A 14,317-nucleotide genomic window follows, 5' to 3' on the forward strand; every position below is an offset into this window, starting at 1 on the left:
GCTGCCGCCGCAGTCGCTGCCGAACCAGCCGGCGCACCTGCCGGCGCGGTCACCGCCGGGCACGACTCCGCGACTCCCGCGCTCGTGGCCGGGTCCGTCGGCCCCTATGGGGCCGCATTGGGCGATGGCTCCGAATACACGGGCGACTATCACCTGAGCGATGAGGAGTTCGCGACCTTCCACCGTCCCCGCATCGAAGCCCTGGTCAGGGCCGGTGCCGATCTGCTGGCCATCGAGACGCAGCCCAGCCTGGCAGAAATCACAGTGCTCGCCGGCCTTGCCGAAGAGTTCGACGTTCCCGCATGGCTGAGTGTGACTCTCTCGGACGATCACCATCTGGCCGATGGCTCCTCCCTCGCCGAAGTCGTCGAGGCCATCGCCGGCACCACGGCGATCCGCGCAATCGGCGTCAACTGCGTTCGCCCTTCTTCGGTCGAAGGAGCACTGGCGACCTTCGCCCAGCACACCGATCTGCCGCTGATCGCCTATCCCAATTCGGGCGAGAGCTACGACGCAACAGCGATGGAATGGCAGTCTGGCCCACACTTCGATGCAAGCCCTGGAACCATCGCTGCGTGGAGGAAGGCGGGCGCCCGGCTCATCGGCGGCTGCTGCCGAACGACACCCGAGGACATCGCCGGACTCGCAGCAGCGGTGACCGCCTCAGCGTGACCGGGCTCAGCCGAACATCTTCCCCGGATTGAGGATACTCAAGGGATCGAGAGCTTCCTTGATCTTCTGGTGCATCAGCGTCGCGCCGGCGTCGAGCTCGTGCCCGAGCCACTCGCGTTTGAGGAAGCCGACACCGTGCTCGCCCGTGATCGTGCCGCCGAGGTCGAGGCCCAACTGCATGATCGCCGCGAAAGCCTCCTGCGCCTGCGCCACCTGGGATTCGTCGCCGGCGTCGAAGATCACGGAGGGGTGCATGTTCCCGTCACCGGCATGACCGGCGGTGGCGATCTCGACGTCGAATTCGGTCGCGATGGCGCGCAGCTTCTCGAAGAAGTCTCCGAGCGCCGAGCGCGGCACGCAGACGTCGTCGACGAGCTCTCCGCCCCCGCGCTCATTGGCGTACTTCTCCATCGCCGGGGCCACGGCACGACGGGCCGCAACGAGCAGTTCGGAGTCGGCCGGGTCATCGGAGACGAAGACCTCGGTGCCGCCATTGGCCTCGGCGATGCGTTGAAAGGCTTCGAGCTCTTCTACTGCTCCCGCGCCCGACGCATTCGACTGCACCAGCAGCAGGGCACCGACATCGTCGGGCAGGCCGAAATCACCGTAGGCATTGATCATCGCCACGCTCGGCCCGTCGATGAGTTCGAGCAGCGACGGGGCGGCTCCGGATCCCATGTACTCGGTGACCGTGCGTCCGGCCGAGGCCGTGTCGGGGAAGATCCCGACGGCGGTGATCGGCGGGGGCAGTGCCGGTTTGAGGGCCAGCGTCACCTCGACGATGGTGCCCAGAGTGCCCTCGGAGCCGACGAGGAGGGCCGCCAGGTCGAGTCCCGCGACGCCTTTCGCGGTGGCTGTGCCCAGCTTCGTCACGGTGCCGTCGGCGAGCACCACGGTCATGGCGCGCACGTAGTCCTTGGTCACTCCGTACTTCACGCAGCACATTCCGCCCGCGTTCGTGGCGACATTGCCGCCGATCGTCGAGATCGCGACCGAGCCGGGGTCGGGAGGGTAGGACAGTGCGTGCTCGGCCAATGCCGCCTTGAGGTCCTGGTTGATGACTCCGGGCTGGACTCGGCACGTCTGGTTGACGGGGTCGATGGCGACGATCTCGTCCATCGCAGCGACGTTGAGCAGCAGACAGCCGTCGATCGCATTCGCGGCTCCGGACAGCCCGGTCCGCGCACCCTGCGTGACGACGGGGACGCGGTGTTCGGTGGCGAAGGCCATCACGGCCACGACGTCGTCGACCGACCGCGCCCTGACCAGGGCGAGCGCTTGCCCGGCGGGGCAGAACAGGGCCTTATCGGAGGAGTAGGCATCGATGACGTCCCGGTCCGTGACCAAGGATCCGGCGCTCAGCTGCGCTTCGAGATCCTGCGTCGGAGCCTGCACCGTCGTGCTCATGCGGTCCTGGACTCCACGAATGCCGTCGCCACCTCGCGCACCCGATCAAGCGCCTCATCGGGCCCGACGCTGATGCGCACACCCCCGCTCAGGCGTCTGATGGCCACGGCCTGCGCGGCGCAGGCTTCCTCGAAGGCCTGCGCGTCTTCGTCGCCGAGGCTGACCCACACATAGTTGCCCTGCGAATCGGAGACGGTCAGGCCCGCATCGCTGAGGTCCTGTTCGAACTGGTCACGGGTCGCTGCGACTTCCTTGGCACGGACGAGGACCTCATCGTTGCGCGACAGCGATTCCACGGCCGCGACCTGGGCCGCCGAGGTGACGCTGAACGGCGCGATCACCTGGCGCAGTGCAGTCGCAATGGTCGGATCGGCGACGCCGAAGCCCACACGCAATCCCGCCAGCCCATGCGCTTTGGAGAAGGTCCGTGCCAGCACCAGATTCGGGAACTTCCGGTACGCCGCCATCCCATCGACCACCTCGGCGTCGGTGGCGAATTCGAAGTATGCTTCGTCGAGGACGACGATGACCTCGGCCGGGACCTCTGCCATGAAGCCGTCGAGCTCCACCGTCGAGACCGACGGTCCGGTCGGATTGTTCGGCGAACACAGCAGGATGAGACGAGTCGTATCGTCGATGGCGGCAACCAGACCCTGGAAGTCATGGCGGCCGTCTTCGAGCAGCGGCACGGGACGCTTCTGCGCACCACGCGCCGAGGCGAGGATCGGGTACATCTCGAACGAAGGCCACGGGTAGACGACGGAGGTTCCGGCCTCGAGGGTGATGTTCGTCAGTGCGGACAGGATCTCCGAGGCACCGGCACCGGGCACGATCTCGGAGGCATCGACATCGAGGTGGGCCGCGAGGTCGGCAACCAGCTTCGTCGACTTCGGGTCGGGATAGTTCGCGGGCACCTGCCCGGCCTCTGCGATCGAGTCGACCACACCCGGCAGCGGCGCCAGGTGGTTCTCGTTCGAGGACAGTTTGTAGGGTTTCAGACCCGGCGCGGTGGTCGGGGGCTTGCCCGGGACATAGGGCGGGAACTCGGCCAGGGCATCACGAAGAAGGAAGCGATTCGACATGTGCCCATATTTGCACACCCTGTGGCCGACGACACAAGGTGTCCACCGGCTAAACGTCCGAATGGTCGGAAAATGCGTCTGACTGCGGACGAACATCCGCTGTGAGAATCATCGCACGGCCATTCCGGGCCCCTCCCGGGTTACTGGTTCGCCTGACGTGGAGAGTAGTCTGTGAGTCGAATACAAGTAGTCGCTTAGTCATTGACGAGGAATGAGAGTTGAAATGCCCTCAACGCAGGAAAAGGTTGACGTTGTCTTGATCGGCGGCGGCATCATGAGCGCCACTCTGGGCGCCATGTTGACCGAGCTTCAGCCCGAATGGGACATCCGGGTCTACGAGAAACTCGACTATGTCGCCGATGAGAGCTCCGATCCGTGGAACAACGCCGGCACCGGCCACGCCGCCCTGTGCGAGCTCAACTACACTCCCGAGGACGAGAACGGCCACATCGATCTTGCGAAGGCCTCGCAGATCAACGAGCAGTTCCACCACTCCCGTCAGTACTGGTCACACCTCGTCGACAACGGCGTCCTGCCGGACCCGAAGTCCTTCATCAACCAGGTCCCCCACATCAGCTACGGCCGTGGCCAGAAGGGCCGCGACTACATCAAGAACCGTCACGAGCAGATGGTGCGCAACCCGCTGTTCTCCGAGATGGAGTACACCGACGATCCCGACACCCAGGCCGAGTGGCTGCCGCTGATGTTCGAGGGCCGTGGACCCGGACAGGTCAACGGCATCTCACGGACGAAGATCGGCACGGACGTCAACTTCGGATCGCTGTCCCGCCAGTTGCTGCGCTACGTCGGCGACAAGGGTGCCACCGTTCGCACCAGTCACCAGGTCACCGAGCTCGAACGATCCTCCGACGGGTGGGTCGTCACCGTCAAGGACCTGCTCTCGCACGAGACCCACAAGGTCAACGCGAAGTTCGTCTTCGTCGGCGCCGGCGGTGGTGCGTTGCCGCTGCTGCAGAAGTCGGGCATCCCCGAGGGCCGCGGCTACGGCGGGTTCCCCGTCTCTGGCATCTTCCTGCGCACCTCGAACCCCGACCTCGTCGCCCGCCACCAGGCCAAGGTCTACGGCCAGGCGTCCTTCGGCGCCCCGGCGATGTCCGTGCCTCACCTCGACACCCGAGTCGTCGACGGCAAGGACCACCTGCTGTTCGGACCCTACGCCGGCTTCTCCCCGAAGTTCCTGAAGGGCGGACGATTCACCGACCTGCCCTTCTCGGTGCGTGGGAACAACCTGGCCACGATGCTCAATGTGGCCAAGGACAACACCGACCTCGTCACCTACCTCGTCTCCGAACTGGCTTCGTCGAAGAAGGCCCGCTTCGAGTCGATGCGCGAGTTCATTCCGAACATCGACCCTGACGACTGGGAGTTCATCCAGGCCGGTCAGCGTGTGCAGGTGATGAAGAAGGACTCGAAGAAGGGCGGAGTGCTGAGCTTCGGCACCGAACTCATCTCCTCGGCCGACGGGTCGATCGCCGCTCTCCTCGGCGCCTCCCCCGGAGCCTCGACCGCAGTATCGATCATGATCAACCTGCTCAAGACCTGCTTTCCGCGCCAATACAGCGGCTGGGAGTCCGACATCAAGGACATGGTGCCCTCGCTGGGACACAGCCTCGCCGATGACGAGACCCTGCTCAAGGAACTCTCCGAGTACACGGCCCGCACCCTGCAGCTGATCTGATCGGCTGACAGCCGGCCGCGCCTGGCCGCACAGTCGGCCGAACGCAGTAACCGCTTGCCAGAAGTGCCAAAGCACGTCACGTGTGCTCTACCTAGGCACTTCCGGCAAGCGGTTACTGCATTCACCCCAACGCCGGCGGCAGCTACAGCTCGACCTGGCGGTTGACGTCCTTGTAGAGCAGGTAGCGGAAGCGGCCCGGTCCACCGGCGTAACAGGCCTGGGGGCAGAAGGCGCGCATCGAGATGAAGTCACCCTCCTGGACCTCGACCCAGTCGCCGTTGAGGCGGTAGACGGCCTTGCCCTCGAGGACGTAGAGGCCGTGCTCCATCTCGTGGGTCTCGGCGAAGGGAATCACGGCACCGGGTTCGAAGGTCACGATGTTGACGTGCATATCATAGGCCAGGTTCTCGGGATCGAGAGGCCGGGTCGTCCGCCACCGGTTGTCGGTGCCCGGCATCGCCGCCGGCTCGACGTCGGACTCCTGGCCGAACTTGGCCTCCGGGATCAGCCCGGCCACAGGCTGGTAGCGTTTGCGCACCCAATGGAAACGGGCCGCCTCGGCGCCGGTGGATTTCGCGCTCCAGGTCGAACCCGCGGGCAGGAACCCAAAGCCGCCCGGCGTCAGAGTGTGGGCCTGGCCCTCGTGGGTGATCTCGAGCTGACCGGCCATGAGGAAGATGAACCCTTCGACCTCGGCCTGCGGTTCGGGCTTGTCCGATCCGCCGCCCGGGGCGACTTCGAGGATGGTCTGTGAATAGGTCACCGCTCCCCCGGCCACCGGTTTGCTCAGCACCCAGGAGCGGGTCCCGGTCCACTCGGGCAGGTTCGAGGTCACGATGTCGCGCATGACTCCGCGCGGGATCACCGTGTACGCCTCGGTGACGATCGCACGGTCGGTGAGCAGGTCCGACTGCGGCGGATGCCCGCCGGTGGGCGCCCAGTACGTGTAGGGGTCGGTCGTCGTCATGTGTGCGTGTTCTCCTTCGGATCGGTGCTGGTCAGCACCAGCTGGTGGTGTGTCGCCGAGGCGGTCGGCAGGTCACTCGGCCGCGCCGGTGGCGGCGATGCGGTTGAGGGTCTGCACCGACATCTTCGTCCGGTCGGTCACGAACGCCTCGGTGTGGGCGCCACAGGAGAGGCCGCGGCCCAGGTAGCGGGCCAGCGCTTTGGCTGTCGCGGGCTCATCGAGGACGGCCGAGTCCTCCTGGAACACGTAGTTGCGCAGTCGGGTGGCGGCTCGCTCGGCGCCTTCGCGGTAGAAGCGGAAGGTCGCGAGGAAGCGTGTGGGCAGCTGGTGCGGGTGCATGTCCCAGCCCTGGTAGATTCCGCGCTTGAGGTGCCTGCGGACCAGCCCGGAATGCAGGCTCCAGGCACGTTGGATCTCCTCGGGCTCGCCGAGGGGCATGATATTCGTCGAACCGTCGGAGAGGTGGACGCCGGTGCCGGCGACCGCGAGCATCATCTGGTTCTTCGCGAAATCGGCCACCGGGTGGTCCATGGCCTGGTAGGCGGCGGCAACACCCATCGACGCCGAATAGTCGTAGGTGCCGTAGTGCAGGGAGGTGATGCGCCCGGCGCCGGCGTCGAGGACCGGAGCCAGCGGCACAGTGCCGTCGGCGCCGAGGATGAGCTGCGGGGTCTCAACCTGGACCTCGAAGGTGATCGAGCCCTCGGCGAGGCCGTGCTGGGCTTCGAGACCACGGCAGGCAATGACCATGGCGGACACCTGGTCGACCGTGCTCACCTTGGGCAGCGTGAGGACCAGCTGCTTGGGCAGGGATCCGTGGGCGGCGATCACCTCGGCGAGGAAGAGATCCAAGGTGCGCAGACCGCGGGCACGGGTATCGGCCTCCATGCACTTGAAGCGGATGCCGAAGAATGCCGGGGCACCGGGCTCGTCCAGTCCGGCGACAGCGTTGCGCGCGGCCTGGCGGACACAGCCGTCCTCGGTGTCGTCTCCGCGGTTGCCGAACCCGTCCTCGAAGTCCAACCTGAGGTCCTCGATCGGTTCGGTGGACAGTTTTCGGGTGACCGCCTCGGCGAGCATCTCTGCCTCCCGAGCGACCTGATGCAGATTCGGCATGGTCTGGCTGTCGGGGGCCAGGGTCTCCTTGCGGGAGGCGACGATGACGCGTTCGGCCAGCTGAACCATGCCGCCGTTGGCCTCGACGCATTCGAGCGCCTGCTCACCCCACTGTCGGGGCAGGGCCGGGGTCGAGAGGTGCCCGGGGACGTAGACGGTGTGCACGGGCTGTCGGACATCACGCTCGCCGGGGTACCGCGTGCTCAGCAGTTCGTCCGTGTCCGCCAGGAGTGTGTCGATGTCGGCCAACGTTGAGTGATCCAATTTCACATTCTCTTTCGTAGCATCATTGCGCGGGAGGGCTGGTCTCCCACCATTGTCTCTCATCAAGCAGCGACCGGCCTCCTGTGTCAGGAGACCGGTCGGGGTTCAGGAGGAGACGGCGGCGACGGCTTCGGCCACTTTCTTCGCCACGTCGGGGTCGAAGACCGATGGCACCACGTAGCCGGGATGGAGTTCGTCCTCCGGGATGCACGAGGCGATCGCGTCTGCGGCGGCGACCATGATGTTCTCGTCGATGTCGGTCGCTTCGGCGTCGAGAAGTCCGCGGAAGATGCCGGGGAACGCCAGAACGTTGTTGATCTGGTTCGGGTAGTCGCTGCGCCCTGTGGCGACGACCGCGGCGTGCTTGAGGGCCTCGGCGGGGTCGACCTCCGGATCGGGGTTGGCCATCGCGAAGACGAGAGCCTCCTGGTTCATCGCCTGGATGTCGCTGACGTCGAGCACGTTCGGGGCCGAGACTCCGATGAACACATCGGCACCGACTACGGCTTCCTTGAGGGTGCCGTCGAACCCTTCGGGGTTCGTGTTGGCCTGCAGCCACACCTTGTGTTCGGTGTCGACGGTGGATTTGGGTCCGATCGCGCCGTCGCGGCCGCAGGCGATGATGTTCCTCGCACCGGCGACCTGGAGCAGGCGGATGATCGCGTTGCCCGCAGCGCCGACGCCGGAGACGACGATGCGCTGGTCTTCGAGCTTGCGGCCCACGACCTTGAGGGCGTTCTTCAGCGCGGCGAGGGTGACGATGCCGGTGCCGTGCTGGTCGTCGTGGAAGACGGGGATGTCGAGCTCTGCACGGAGCCTGGCCTCGATTTCGAAGCACCGAGGCGCGGAGATGTCCTCGAGGTTGATGCCGCCGTAGGCCGGGGCGATGGCCTTGCAGATGGAGATGATCTCCTCGGTGTCCTTCGTATCGAGGGCCACCGGCCAGGCGTCGACGCCGGCGAACTGCTTGAACAGAACCGCCTTGCCCTCCATCACGGGCATCGCGGCTTCGGGGCCGATATCGCCGAGGCCGAGGACCGCGGTGCCGTCGGTGACGACCGCGACGGTGTTGCGCTTGATCGTCAGACGACGGGCATCAGCCTTGTTCTCTGCGATGGCCGTGCACACTCGGGCCACGCCCGGCGTGTAGGCGCGGGAGAGGTCATCGCGGTTGCGCAGAGGCACCTTGGGGGCAGATTCGAGTTTGCCGCCGAGGTGGAGCAGGAAGGTGCGGTCGGAGACCTTGTGGACCTCGACGCCGTCAAGCGTGCCGAGTGCGGCTGCGACCTCGTCGGCATGTGCGACGTCGCGTGTATCGGCGCTGACGTCGATCATCACCGTGCGCGGGGTGGATTCCACAACGTCGAGCGCGGTGATCGCCGCACCTGTTGCCGCGGCAGCGGCCACGAGGTCGGACGTCGAAGTCTGACCGACCGCGGTCTCCACTCGAAGAGTGATTGAGTATCCGGGACTGGGAACAGCCATGGAAGTTATCCTCTCTGATAAGTCTTTTCCGTAGTACGGATATTATCTTCTGTATAGTGGAAAATCTAGCCAGAATGCTCGCGAACGGAAACTTTCTTCCATTTCAGGACTAGACTGAGTGGCAGTTTCGCGCAGCGATCCTGGTTTCATGGCGGCGGCACTCAGCGTCGAGCCTGCCACGCATGTCAACGAACACGAATCTCAATGGACGAGGAAGAGGAACTGGGATGACCAGCAATGATACTAAGCCCCCCGCGATCCGCCAGACAAAGGGCGGCGTTCAATCCGTCGAACGTGCCTTCGGGCTGCTCGAGTGCATCGCAAACTCCTCGGGCTCTGCGACGCTCAGTCACATCGCCGCCGAGGTGAGCCTACCGCTGCCGACGATTCACCGCCTGCTCAATACTCTGGTCAACCTCGGCGTGGTGCGTCAACTGCCCAACCGCGGCTATGCGCTGGGCCCGGGCCTCATCCGCCTGGGCAACCTCGCCGGGGCCCAACTGGGCGCGATCGCCCGCCCCTACCTGCGCACACTCGTGGATGAGCTGGGCGAGTCCGCGAACGTCGCGACCATCGACGGCGACATGGTCGTCTACGTCGATCAGGTCGCCTCACAGCACCAGATGCGGATGTTCACCGAGGTGGGCCGCCGCGCCCATATGCACGACACCGGAGTGGGCAAGGCGATGCTCGCCGGCCTCGACCCCGAACAGGTGCGCCACATCGTGACGACCGCCGGAATGCCGACGCCGACGGAATACAGCATCGGCACCGTCGAGGACCTCGAGGCCGAGCTCGCGCGCATCCGCGACCGCGGGTATTCGATCGATGAGCAGGAGCAGGAGCTGGGCGTGCGGTGCTTCGCGATGTCGATCCCAGATGCGCCGGCTCCCCTGGCGATCTCCGTCTCCGGACCCGTCAGCCGCGTCGACCGGGCCTTCGCAGACCGGGCGATCCCGCTGCTGCGCTCGGCCGCCGAGCAGATATCGACCGATATGCAGCGCGTTGACTAGGGCGCATCTCCTTTGCCGGCGAGTTCGTGACTGACACACGCTGAGTCGATGACCGGCAGTCGGGCGCAGCTGCGCCGGGTCATTCTCGAATGTAGAGAACTCGAAAGCTCCTGCTTCCACGGCGATGAATCTGTCAAGATCCCGGCTGCATGAGCGGACAGCACCCCGTGCGTCCACTTCCGCAGAGCTACCGTGGCCAGTCCGAGGTCGCCGGTGCTCGTCACCGGCACACGACAATCGCTTTCCGCCGACGGGCCGAGCCTCTAGCGGCGACTGCGACTTCGTTTCCGCACCCGAGACGGTTCTTCGACCTGCCCCTCGGTCTGGGCGACGATGCGGGTGACGACCAGGTCACCCGTGACGTTGCACATGGTCCGGGCCATGTCGAGAAGGGCATCGACCCCGGCGACCAGCGCCACTGCGGCGAACGGCAGGCCAGCCTGTGAAATCACCAGCGACAGCATGATCAGCCCGGCTCCAGGAACGCCGGCCGTGCCGATCGACGCCAGCACTCCGACCGCAACGGCCTCGAGCAATTGAACGAAGCTGAGGTCGACTCCGGACACATTGGCCACGAAAAGCGTGGACGCACCCACGTAGAGAGCGGTTCCGTCCATATTGATAGTCGCGCCCAAGGGCAGGCTGAAACCGTAGGTTCCTTCCCGGATCCCCAGCTTCTCCGCGGCCCGCATGGTCACCGGCAGGGTCCCACTGGATGAGCGGGTCACGTAGGCGGTCAGCATGGGGTCCTTGGCGGCACCGAAGAATCGGGCGATGTTGACTTTGAATGCCAGAAGCAACAGCGAGTACGCCACGATCATCAACGCGATGCCGAGGTAGACGGTGCCGGTGAGATTGAGCATGGGCAGCAAGGAGTCGGTGCCCGTCTCGCCCACGACGACTGCGATCAGGGCGAACACGCCGATCGGTCCGTATTCCAGAACACCGCGCACGATCTTGAACATGACCTCGCAGCCGGCGTCGGCCAGCTTCTTCACCGGTTCGGCGAGCTCTCGCAGCCTTGCGTCCTCGCTGTAGGCCATCGTCCCCACAGCAAAGCCTATGATCACGGCGACGAAGATGACTGCCAGAACGTTGCCTTCGGCCAGCGCCTGGAAGATGTTCTCCGGGAAGATGTTCAAGAACGTCTCGATCAGGGGCGGAGCCTTTTCGGGGTCCTCGCCTGTGCTGGGCATGTCCAGGCCGGTGCCGGGTCCGATGAGCAGACCGAGCCCGAGTCCGAGGCTGATGGCGATGACCGAGGTGAGCAGATAGAAGCCGAATACTTTGCCTCCGACACGACCCAGGCTCGACGGCGCAGCCGATGCGGCACCGGAGATCAGTGTCACCAGCACCAATGGGACCACCAGCATCTGCAGCAACCTGAGGAACAGGTCGCCCAGCGGTTGGATGGTCGCGATCGGCGGGCCCACGATCAGCCCGGCGATCACTCCCAGGACCAGAGCTATTCCGAATTTCCAGATCAGAGGGAAGCCGATGTAGCGCTGCCACCACGTCTTCTCTGTCCGATCCGTTCGCGATGAGTCCGGTTCCGGTTGGGTCGAGCCCGGGTCCGATGTCTGTTCCACGAAGATGAACCTGCCCTTCTGCTTGCGTTCTCCATTGATCAGCAGATGACCGACTGTCGATGCTGCGGCGTCAGGTCATCACGCTATCCCCTTGTGGCCCACGCTTCAATGGTCGAACCTAGGAGTCACCTCCGGCGGTGCCTGAGGTACCGGCGTTGACCTCGTTCAGGCTGTACTTCTTTGCCGCCTCGACGGGAACGGAGCGCGCGATCTCGCCGCGGTCGGCCAGCAGCTGCAGGGTGCGGACGACCATCGAGTGGGCGTCGATCTTGAAGTGACGCCTGGCTGCGGCGCGGGTGTCGGAGAATCCGAAGCCGTCGGCACCCAGGGTCGCGAAGTCCTGGCTGAGGAAGGGTCGGATGAGGTCCGGCTGCGTGGAGTCGAAGTCGCTCGTGGCCACGATCGGCCCCGCTTGCGAACCCAGACGTTCGCGCACATAGGGCGTACGCGGCTCGGCCTCGAAGTTCTCGAGCTTTTCGGCCTCGCACTTCAGAGCATCGCGGCGCAGCTCGGCCCATGAGGTCACCGACCAGACAGCCGCGTCCACTCCCCAGTCCTGGGTCAGCAGACCGCGGGCCTCAAGCGCCCACGGGACCGCAACTCCCGACGCGAGCAGCTGAGCGGTGGGACGCTCCCCGGCCCCAGCCTCGGCGCCGGTGCCTGCTTCTGAACCGGCCCCTGCTTCTGCGACCCGATGGATCCCACGCAGGATCCCATCGACGTCGACGTCCTCGGGTTCGGCCGGCTGGAGCATCGGCTCGTTGTACACAGTGAGGTAGTACATGACGTTGCGGGCGTCGTCGCCGAGGTCGTGCTCGCCGTACATGCGGTGCAGGCCATCACGCATGATGTGCCCGATCTCGTATCCGTAGGCCGGGTCGTAGATCCGCACCGCTGGATTGGTCGCGGCCAGCACGGGCGAGTGCCCGTCGGCGTGCTGCAGACCCTCACCGGTCAGCGTCGTCCGACCGGCGGTGGCACCGATGATGAACCCGCGGGTCATCTGGTCCCCGGCGGCCCAGAAGGCGTCGCCGGTGCGCTGGAACCCGAACATCGAGTAGAAGACGTAGATCGGGATCATCGGCTCGCCGTGCGTCGAGTACGCGGTTCCGGCTGCGGTGAATCCGGCTGCGGCACCGGCCTCGTTGATGCCCACGTGGAGCAGCTGTCCCGAGGTCGCTTCCTTGTAGGACAGGAACAGCTCGCGGTCGACTGCCAGGTAGTTCTGGCCGTTGGGGTTGTAGATCTTCGCGGTCGGGAAGAACGCGTCGATGCCGAACGTGCGTGCCTCATCGGGGATGATGGGCACGATCCTGTTGCCGACCCCCTTCTCCCGCATGAGGTCCTTGAGTAGTCGCACGAATGCCATCGTGGTCGCCGCCTGCTGCTGGCCCGAGCCCTTCTTCGTCTGCGAGAACGCCTTGTCGGACACCGCAGGCAGGGTCTTCTTGCTGTTCTCGGGCTTGCGGTTGGGCAGGAACCCGCCGAGCTGCGAGCGCTTCTCGAGCATGTACTCGATCTCTTCGGCATCGTTGCCCGGGTGGTAGTAGGGCACGGCGTAGGGGTCGTCGTCGATGACCTTGTCGGTGATCGGAATGTCCATGCGGTCGCGGAAGGCCTTGACGTCGGCAGCCGTGAACTTCTTCATCTGGTGCGTGGCATTGCGAGACTCGAAGGTCGTGCCCAGGCCGTAGCCCTTGACCGTCTGGACGAGGATCACGGTCGGCTTGCCGGTGGTGTTCACGGCCTGCTGGTAGGCGGCGAAGACCTTGTGGTAGTCGTGGCCGCCGCGTTTGAGGTTCCAGATGTCGTCATCGGACAGGTGCTCGACGAGGCCCTTCGTCTCCGGCGAGCGGCCGAAGAAGTTGTCACGGATGAATCCGCCGGACTCGGCCTTGAAGGTCTGGTAGTCGCCGTCGAGGGTCTCGTTCATGATCCGGACCAGATCACCGGTATGGTCGGCGTCGAGCAGGGAGTCCCATTCGCGGCCCCAGAGGACCTTGATGACGTTCCAGCCGGCACCGGTGAAGACCGCTTCGAGCTCCTGGACGATCTTGCCGTTGCCGCGCACCGGCCCGTCGAGGCGCTGCAGGTTGCAGTTGATGACGTAGGTGAGGTTGTCCAGCCCCTCGTTCGCGGCCAGCTGGAGTGCGCCGCGTGATTCGGGCTCGTCCATCTCTCCGTCACCGAGGAATGCCCAGACGCGCTGGTCGGAGGTGTCCTTGATGCCGCGGTTGTGCAGGTAGCGGTTCATCTGCGCCTGGTAGATCGAGTTGATCGGGCCCAGACCCATCGACACGGTCGGGAACTGCCAGAAGTCGGGCATGAGGCGGGGGTGAGGATAGGAGCTCAAGCCGTTGGGGGCCTTCGAGGCCTCCTGGCGGAAGCCGTCGAGCTGCTTGTCGCTCAGCCGGTTCTCGAGGTATGCCCTGGCGTACATGCCGGGTGAGGCGTGGCCCTGGAAGAAGACCTGATCGCCGCCGCCGGGATGGTTCTGGCCGCGGAAGAAGTTGTTGAACCCGATCTCGTACAGCGTCGCGGCTCCCGCATAGGTCGAGATGTGACCGCCGACCGAGATCTCCGGCCGCTGGGCCCGGTGGACGAGCATCGCGGCATTCCAGCGCAGCCATTTGCGGTACTTGCGCTCGAGGCGCTCGTCACCGGGGTAGGACGGTTCCTGATCGGCCGGGATCGTGTTGACGTAGTCCGTGGTCGTGACCTTGGGCTGGGCGACGGAGTTCGAGGCGGCACGCTGACGCAGCGCCTCCATGATCTCGCTGGCACGCAGGGTTCCACGCTGACTGACGAGTCCTTCCCAGGACTCGAGCCATTCGTCGACCTCTTCGTCGCCTGTCCCCCTCGGGATCGCCGAGGTTGTGTTCTGGGTCATAGTTGCCCCTCTCAAACACGTCGGGTCCACGGGGAGGTGTTGCCCGGGGGCCCGCCGGCGGGTTTTTTAACCAGAAGCCGGCGATCTGCGCCCACGCGTCCGTGGATTACTCCACCCCGGCGCGGGTGGAGGT

Annotated in this window: 10 protein-coding genes; 3 read left to right on the plus strand and 7 right to left on the minus strand. The window is 65.4% G+C overall.

The window, feature by feature from the left end; translation table 11 throughout:
* A partial coding sequence (gene mmuM, locus L0G76_RS09295) for a homocysteine S-methyltransferase (protein WP_304356997.1) occupies positions 1 to 672 on the plus strand: 672 nt, incomplete at its 5' end.
* A 6-nt stretch (positions 673 to 678) separates the two neighbouring features.
* Here mmuM and L0G76_RS09300 read toward each other — a convergent pair.
* A complete protein-coding gene (locus L0G76_RS09300; protein ID WP_304356998.1) occupies positions 679 to 2,079 on the minus strand; it encodes an FAD-binding oxidoreductase in 1,401 nt (466 codons plus the stop codon).
* Positions 2,076 to 3,161, minus strand: coding sequence for a histidinol-phosphate transaminase (locus tag L0G76_RS09305; RefSeq protein WP_304356999.1), 1,086 nt, complete (start codon positions 3,159 to 3,161; stop codon positions 2,076 to 2,078). The genes L0G76_RS09300 and L0G76_RS09305 overlap by 4 nt, the downstream gene beginning before the upstream one ends.
* Before the next feature lie 223 nt (positions 3,162 to 3,384).
* Between L0G76_RS09305 and L0G76_RS09310 the strand changes: the two genes are divergently transcribed.
* Positions 3,385 to 4,860: a malate:quinone oxidoreductase gene (locus L0G76_RS09310; protein ID WP_304357000.1), complete on the plus strand. Its 1,476-nt coding sequence runs from the start codon at positions 3,385 to 3,387 to the stop codon at positions 4,858 to 4,860.
* Between the two features lie 142 nt (positions 4,861 to 5,002).
* On the opposite strand, the gene L0G76_RS09315 is transcribed toward L0G76_RS09310, so the two are convergent.
* The 3 genes from L0G76_RS09315 to L0G76_RS09325 all read right to left on the minus strand — a co-directional run bounded on the left by L0G76_RS09315 (position 5,003) and on the right by L0G76_RS09325 (position 8,692).
* Entirely contained in the window at positions 5,003 to 5,827 is an 825-nt protein-coding gene (locus L0G76_RS09315; protein ID WP_304357001.1) for a bifunctional allantoicase/(S)-ureidoglycine aminohydrolase, read from the minus strand.
* Between the two features lie 72 nt (positions 5,828 to 5,899).
* Positions 5,900 to 7,207 (minus strand): DUF6986 family protein, encoded by a 1,308-nt coding sequence (locus L0G76_RS09320; protein ID WP_304357006.1) that lies wholly within the window; start codon positions 7,205 to 7,207, stop codon positions 5,900 to 5,902.
* 105 nt (positions 7,208 to 7,312) lie between these two features.
* Complete coding sequence (locus L0G76_RS09325; RefSeq protein ID WP_304357002.1) at positions 7,313 to 8,692, minus strand: NAD-dependent malic enzyme; 1,380 nt, start codon at positions 8,690 to 8,692, stop codon at positions 7,313 to 7,315.
* 227 nt (positions 8,693 to 8,919) lie between these two features.
* On the opposite strand from L0G76_RS09325, the gene L0G76_RS09330 reads away from it, so the two are divergent.
* Positions 8,920 to 9,705 carry an IclR family transcriptional regulator gene (locus L0G76_RS09330; RefSeq protein WP_304357003.1) on the plus strand — a complete coding sequence of 262 codons (786 nt, stop codon included), beginning with the start codon at positions 8,920 to 8,922 and terminating at the stop codon, positions 9,703 to 9,705.
* Positions 9,706 to 9,968: 263 nt separating this feature from the next.
* Here L0G76_RS09330 and L0G76_RS09335 read toward each other — a convergent pair whose 3' ends face one another.
* Both L0G76_RS09335 and aceE read right to left on the minus strand, forming a co-directional pair.
* On the minus strand, positions 9,969 to 11,294 hold the full coding sequence (locus tag L0G76_RS09335) for a dicarboxylate/amino acid:cation symporter (protein ID WP_304357004.1): 1,326 nt from the start codon (positions 11,292 to 11,294) through the stop codon (positions 9,969 to 9,971).
* Positions 11,295 to 11,412: 118 nt separating this feature from the next.
* Positions 11,413 to 14,184 (minus strand): pyruvate dehydrogenase (acetyl-transferring), homodimeric type, encoded by a 2,772-nt coding sequence (gene aceE, locus L0G76_RS09340; protein WP_304357005.1) that lies wholly within the window; start codon positions 14,182 to 14,184, stop codon positions 11,413 to 11,415.
* Positions 14,185 to 14,317: the final 133 nt, after the last annotated feature.

The organism is Brevibacterium picturae (assembly GCF_030453725.1).
Lineage (GTDB): Bacteria > Actinomycetota > Actinomycetes > Actinomycetales > Brevibacteriaceae > Brevibacterium > Brevibacterium sandarakinum_A.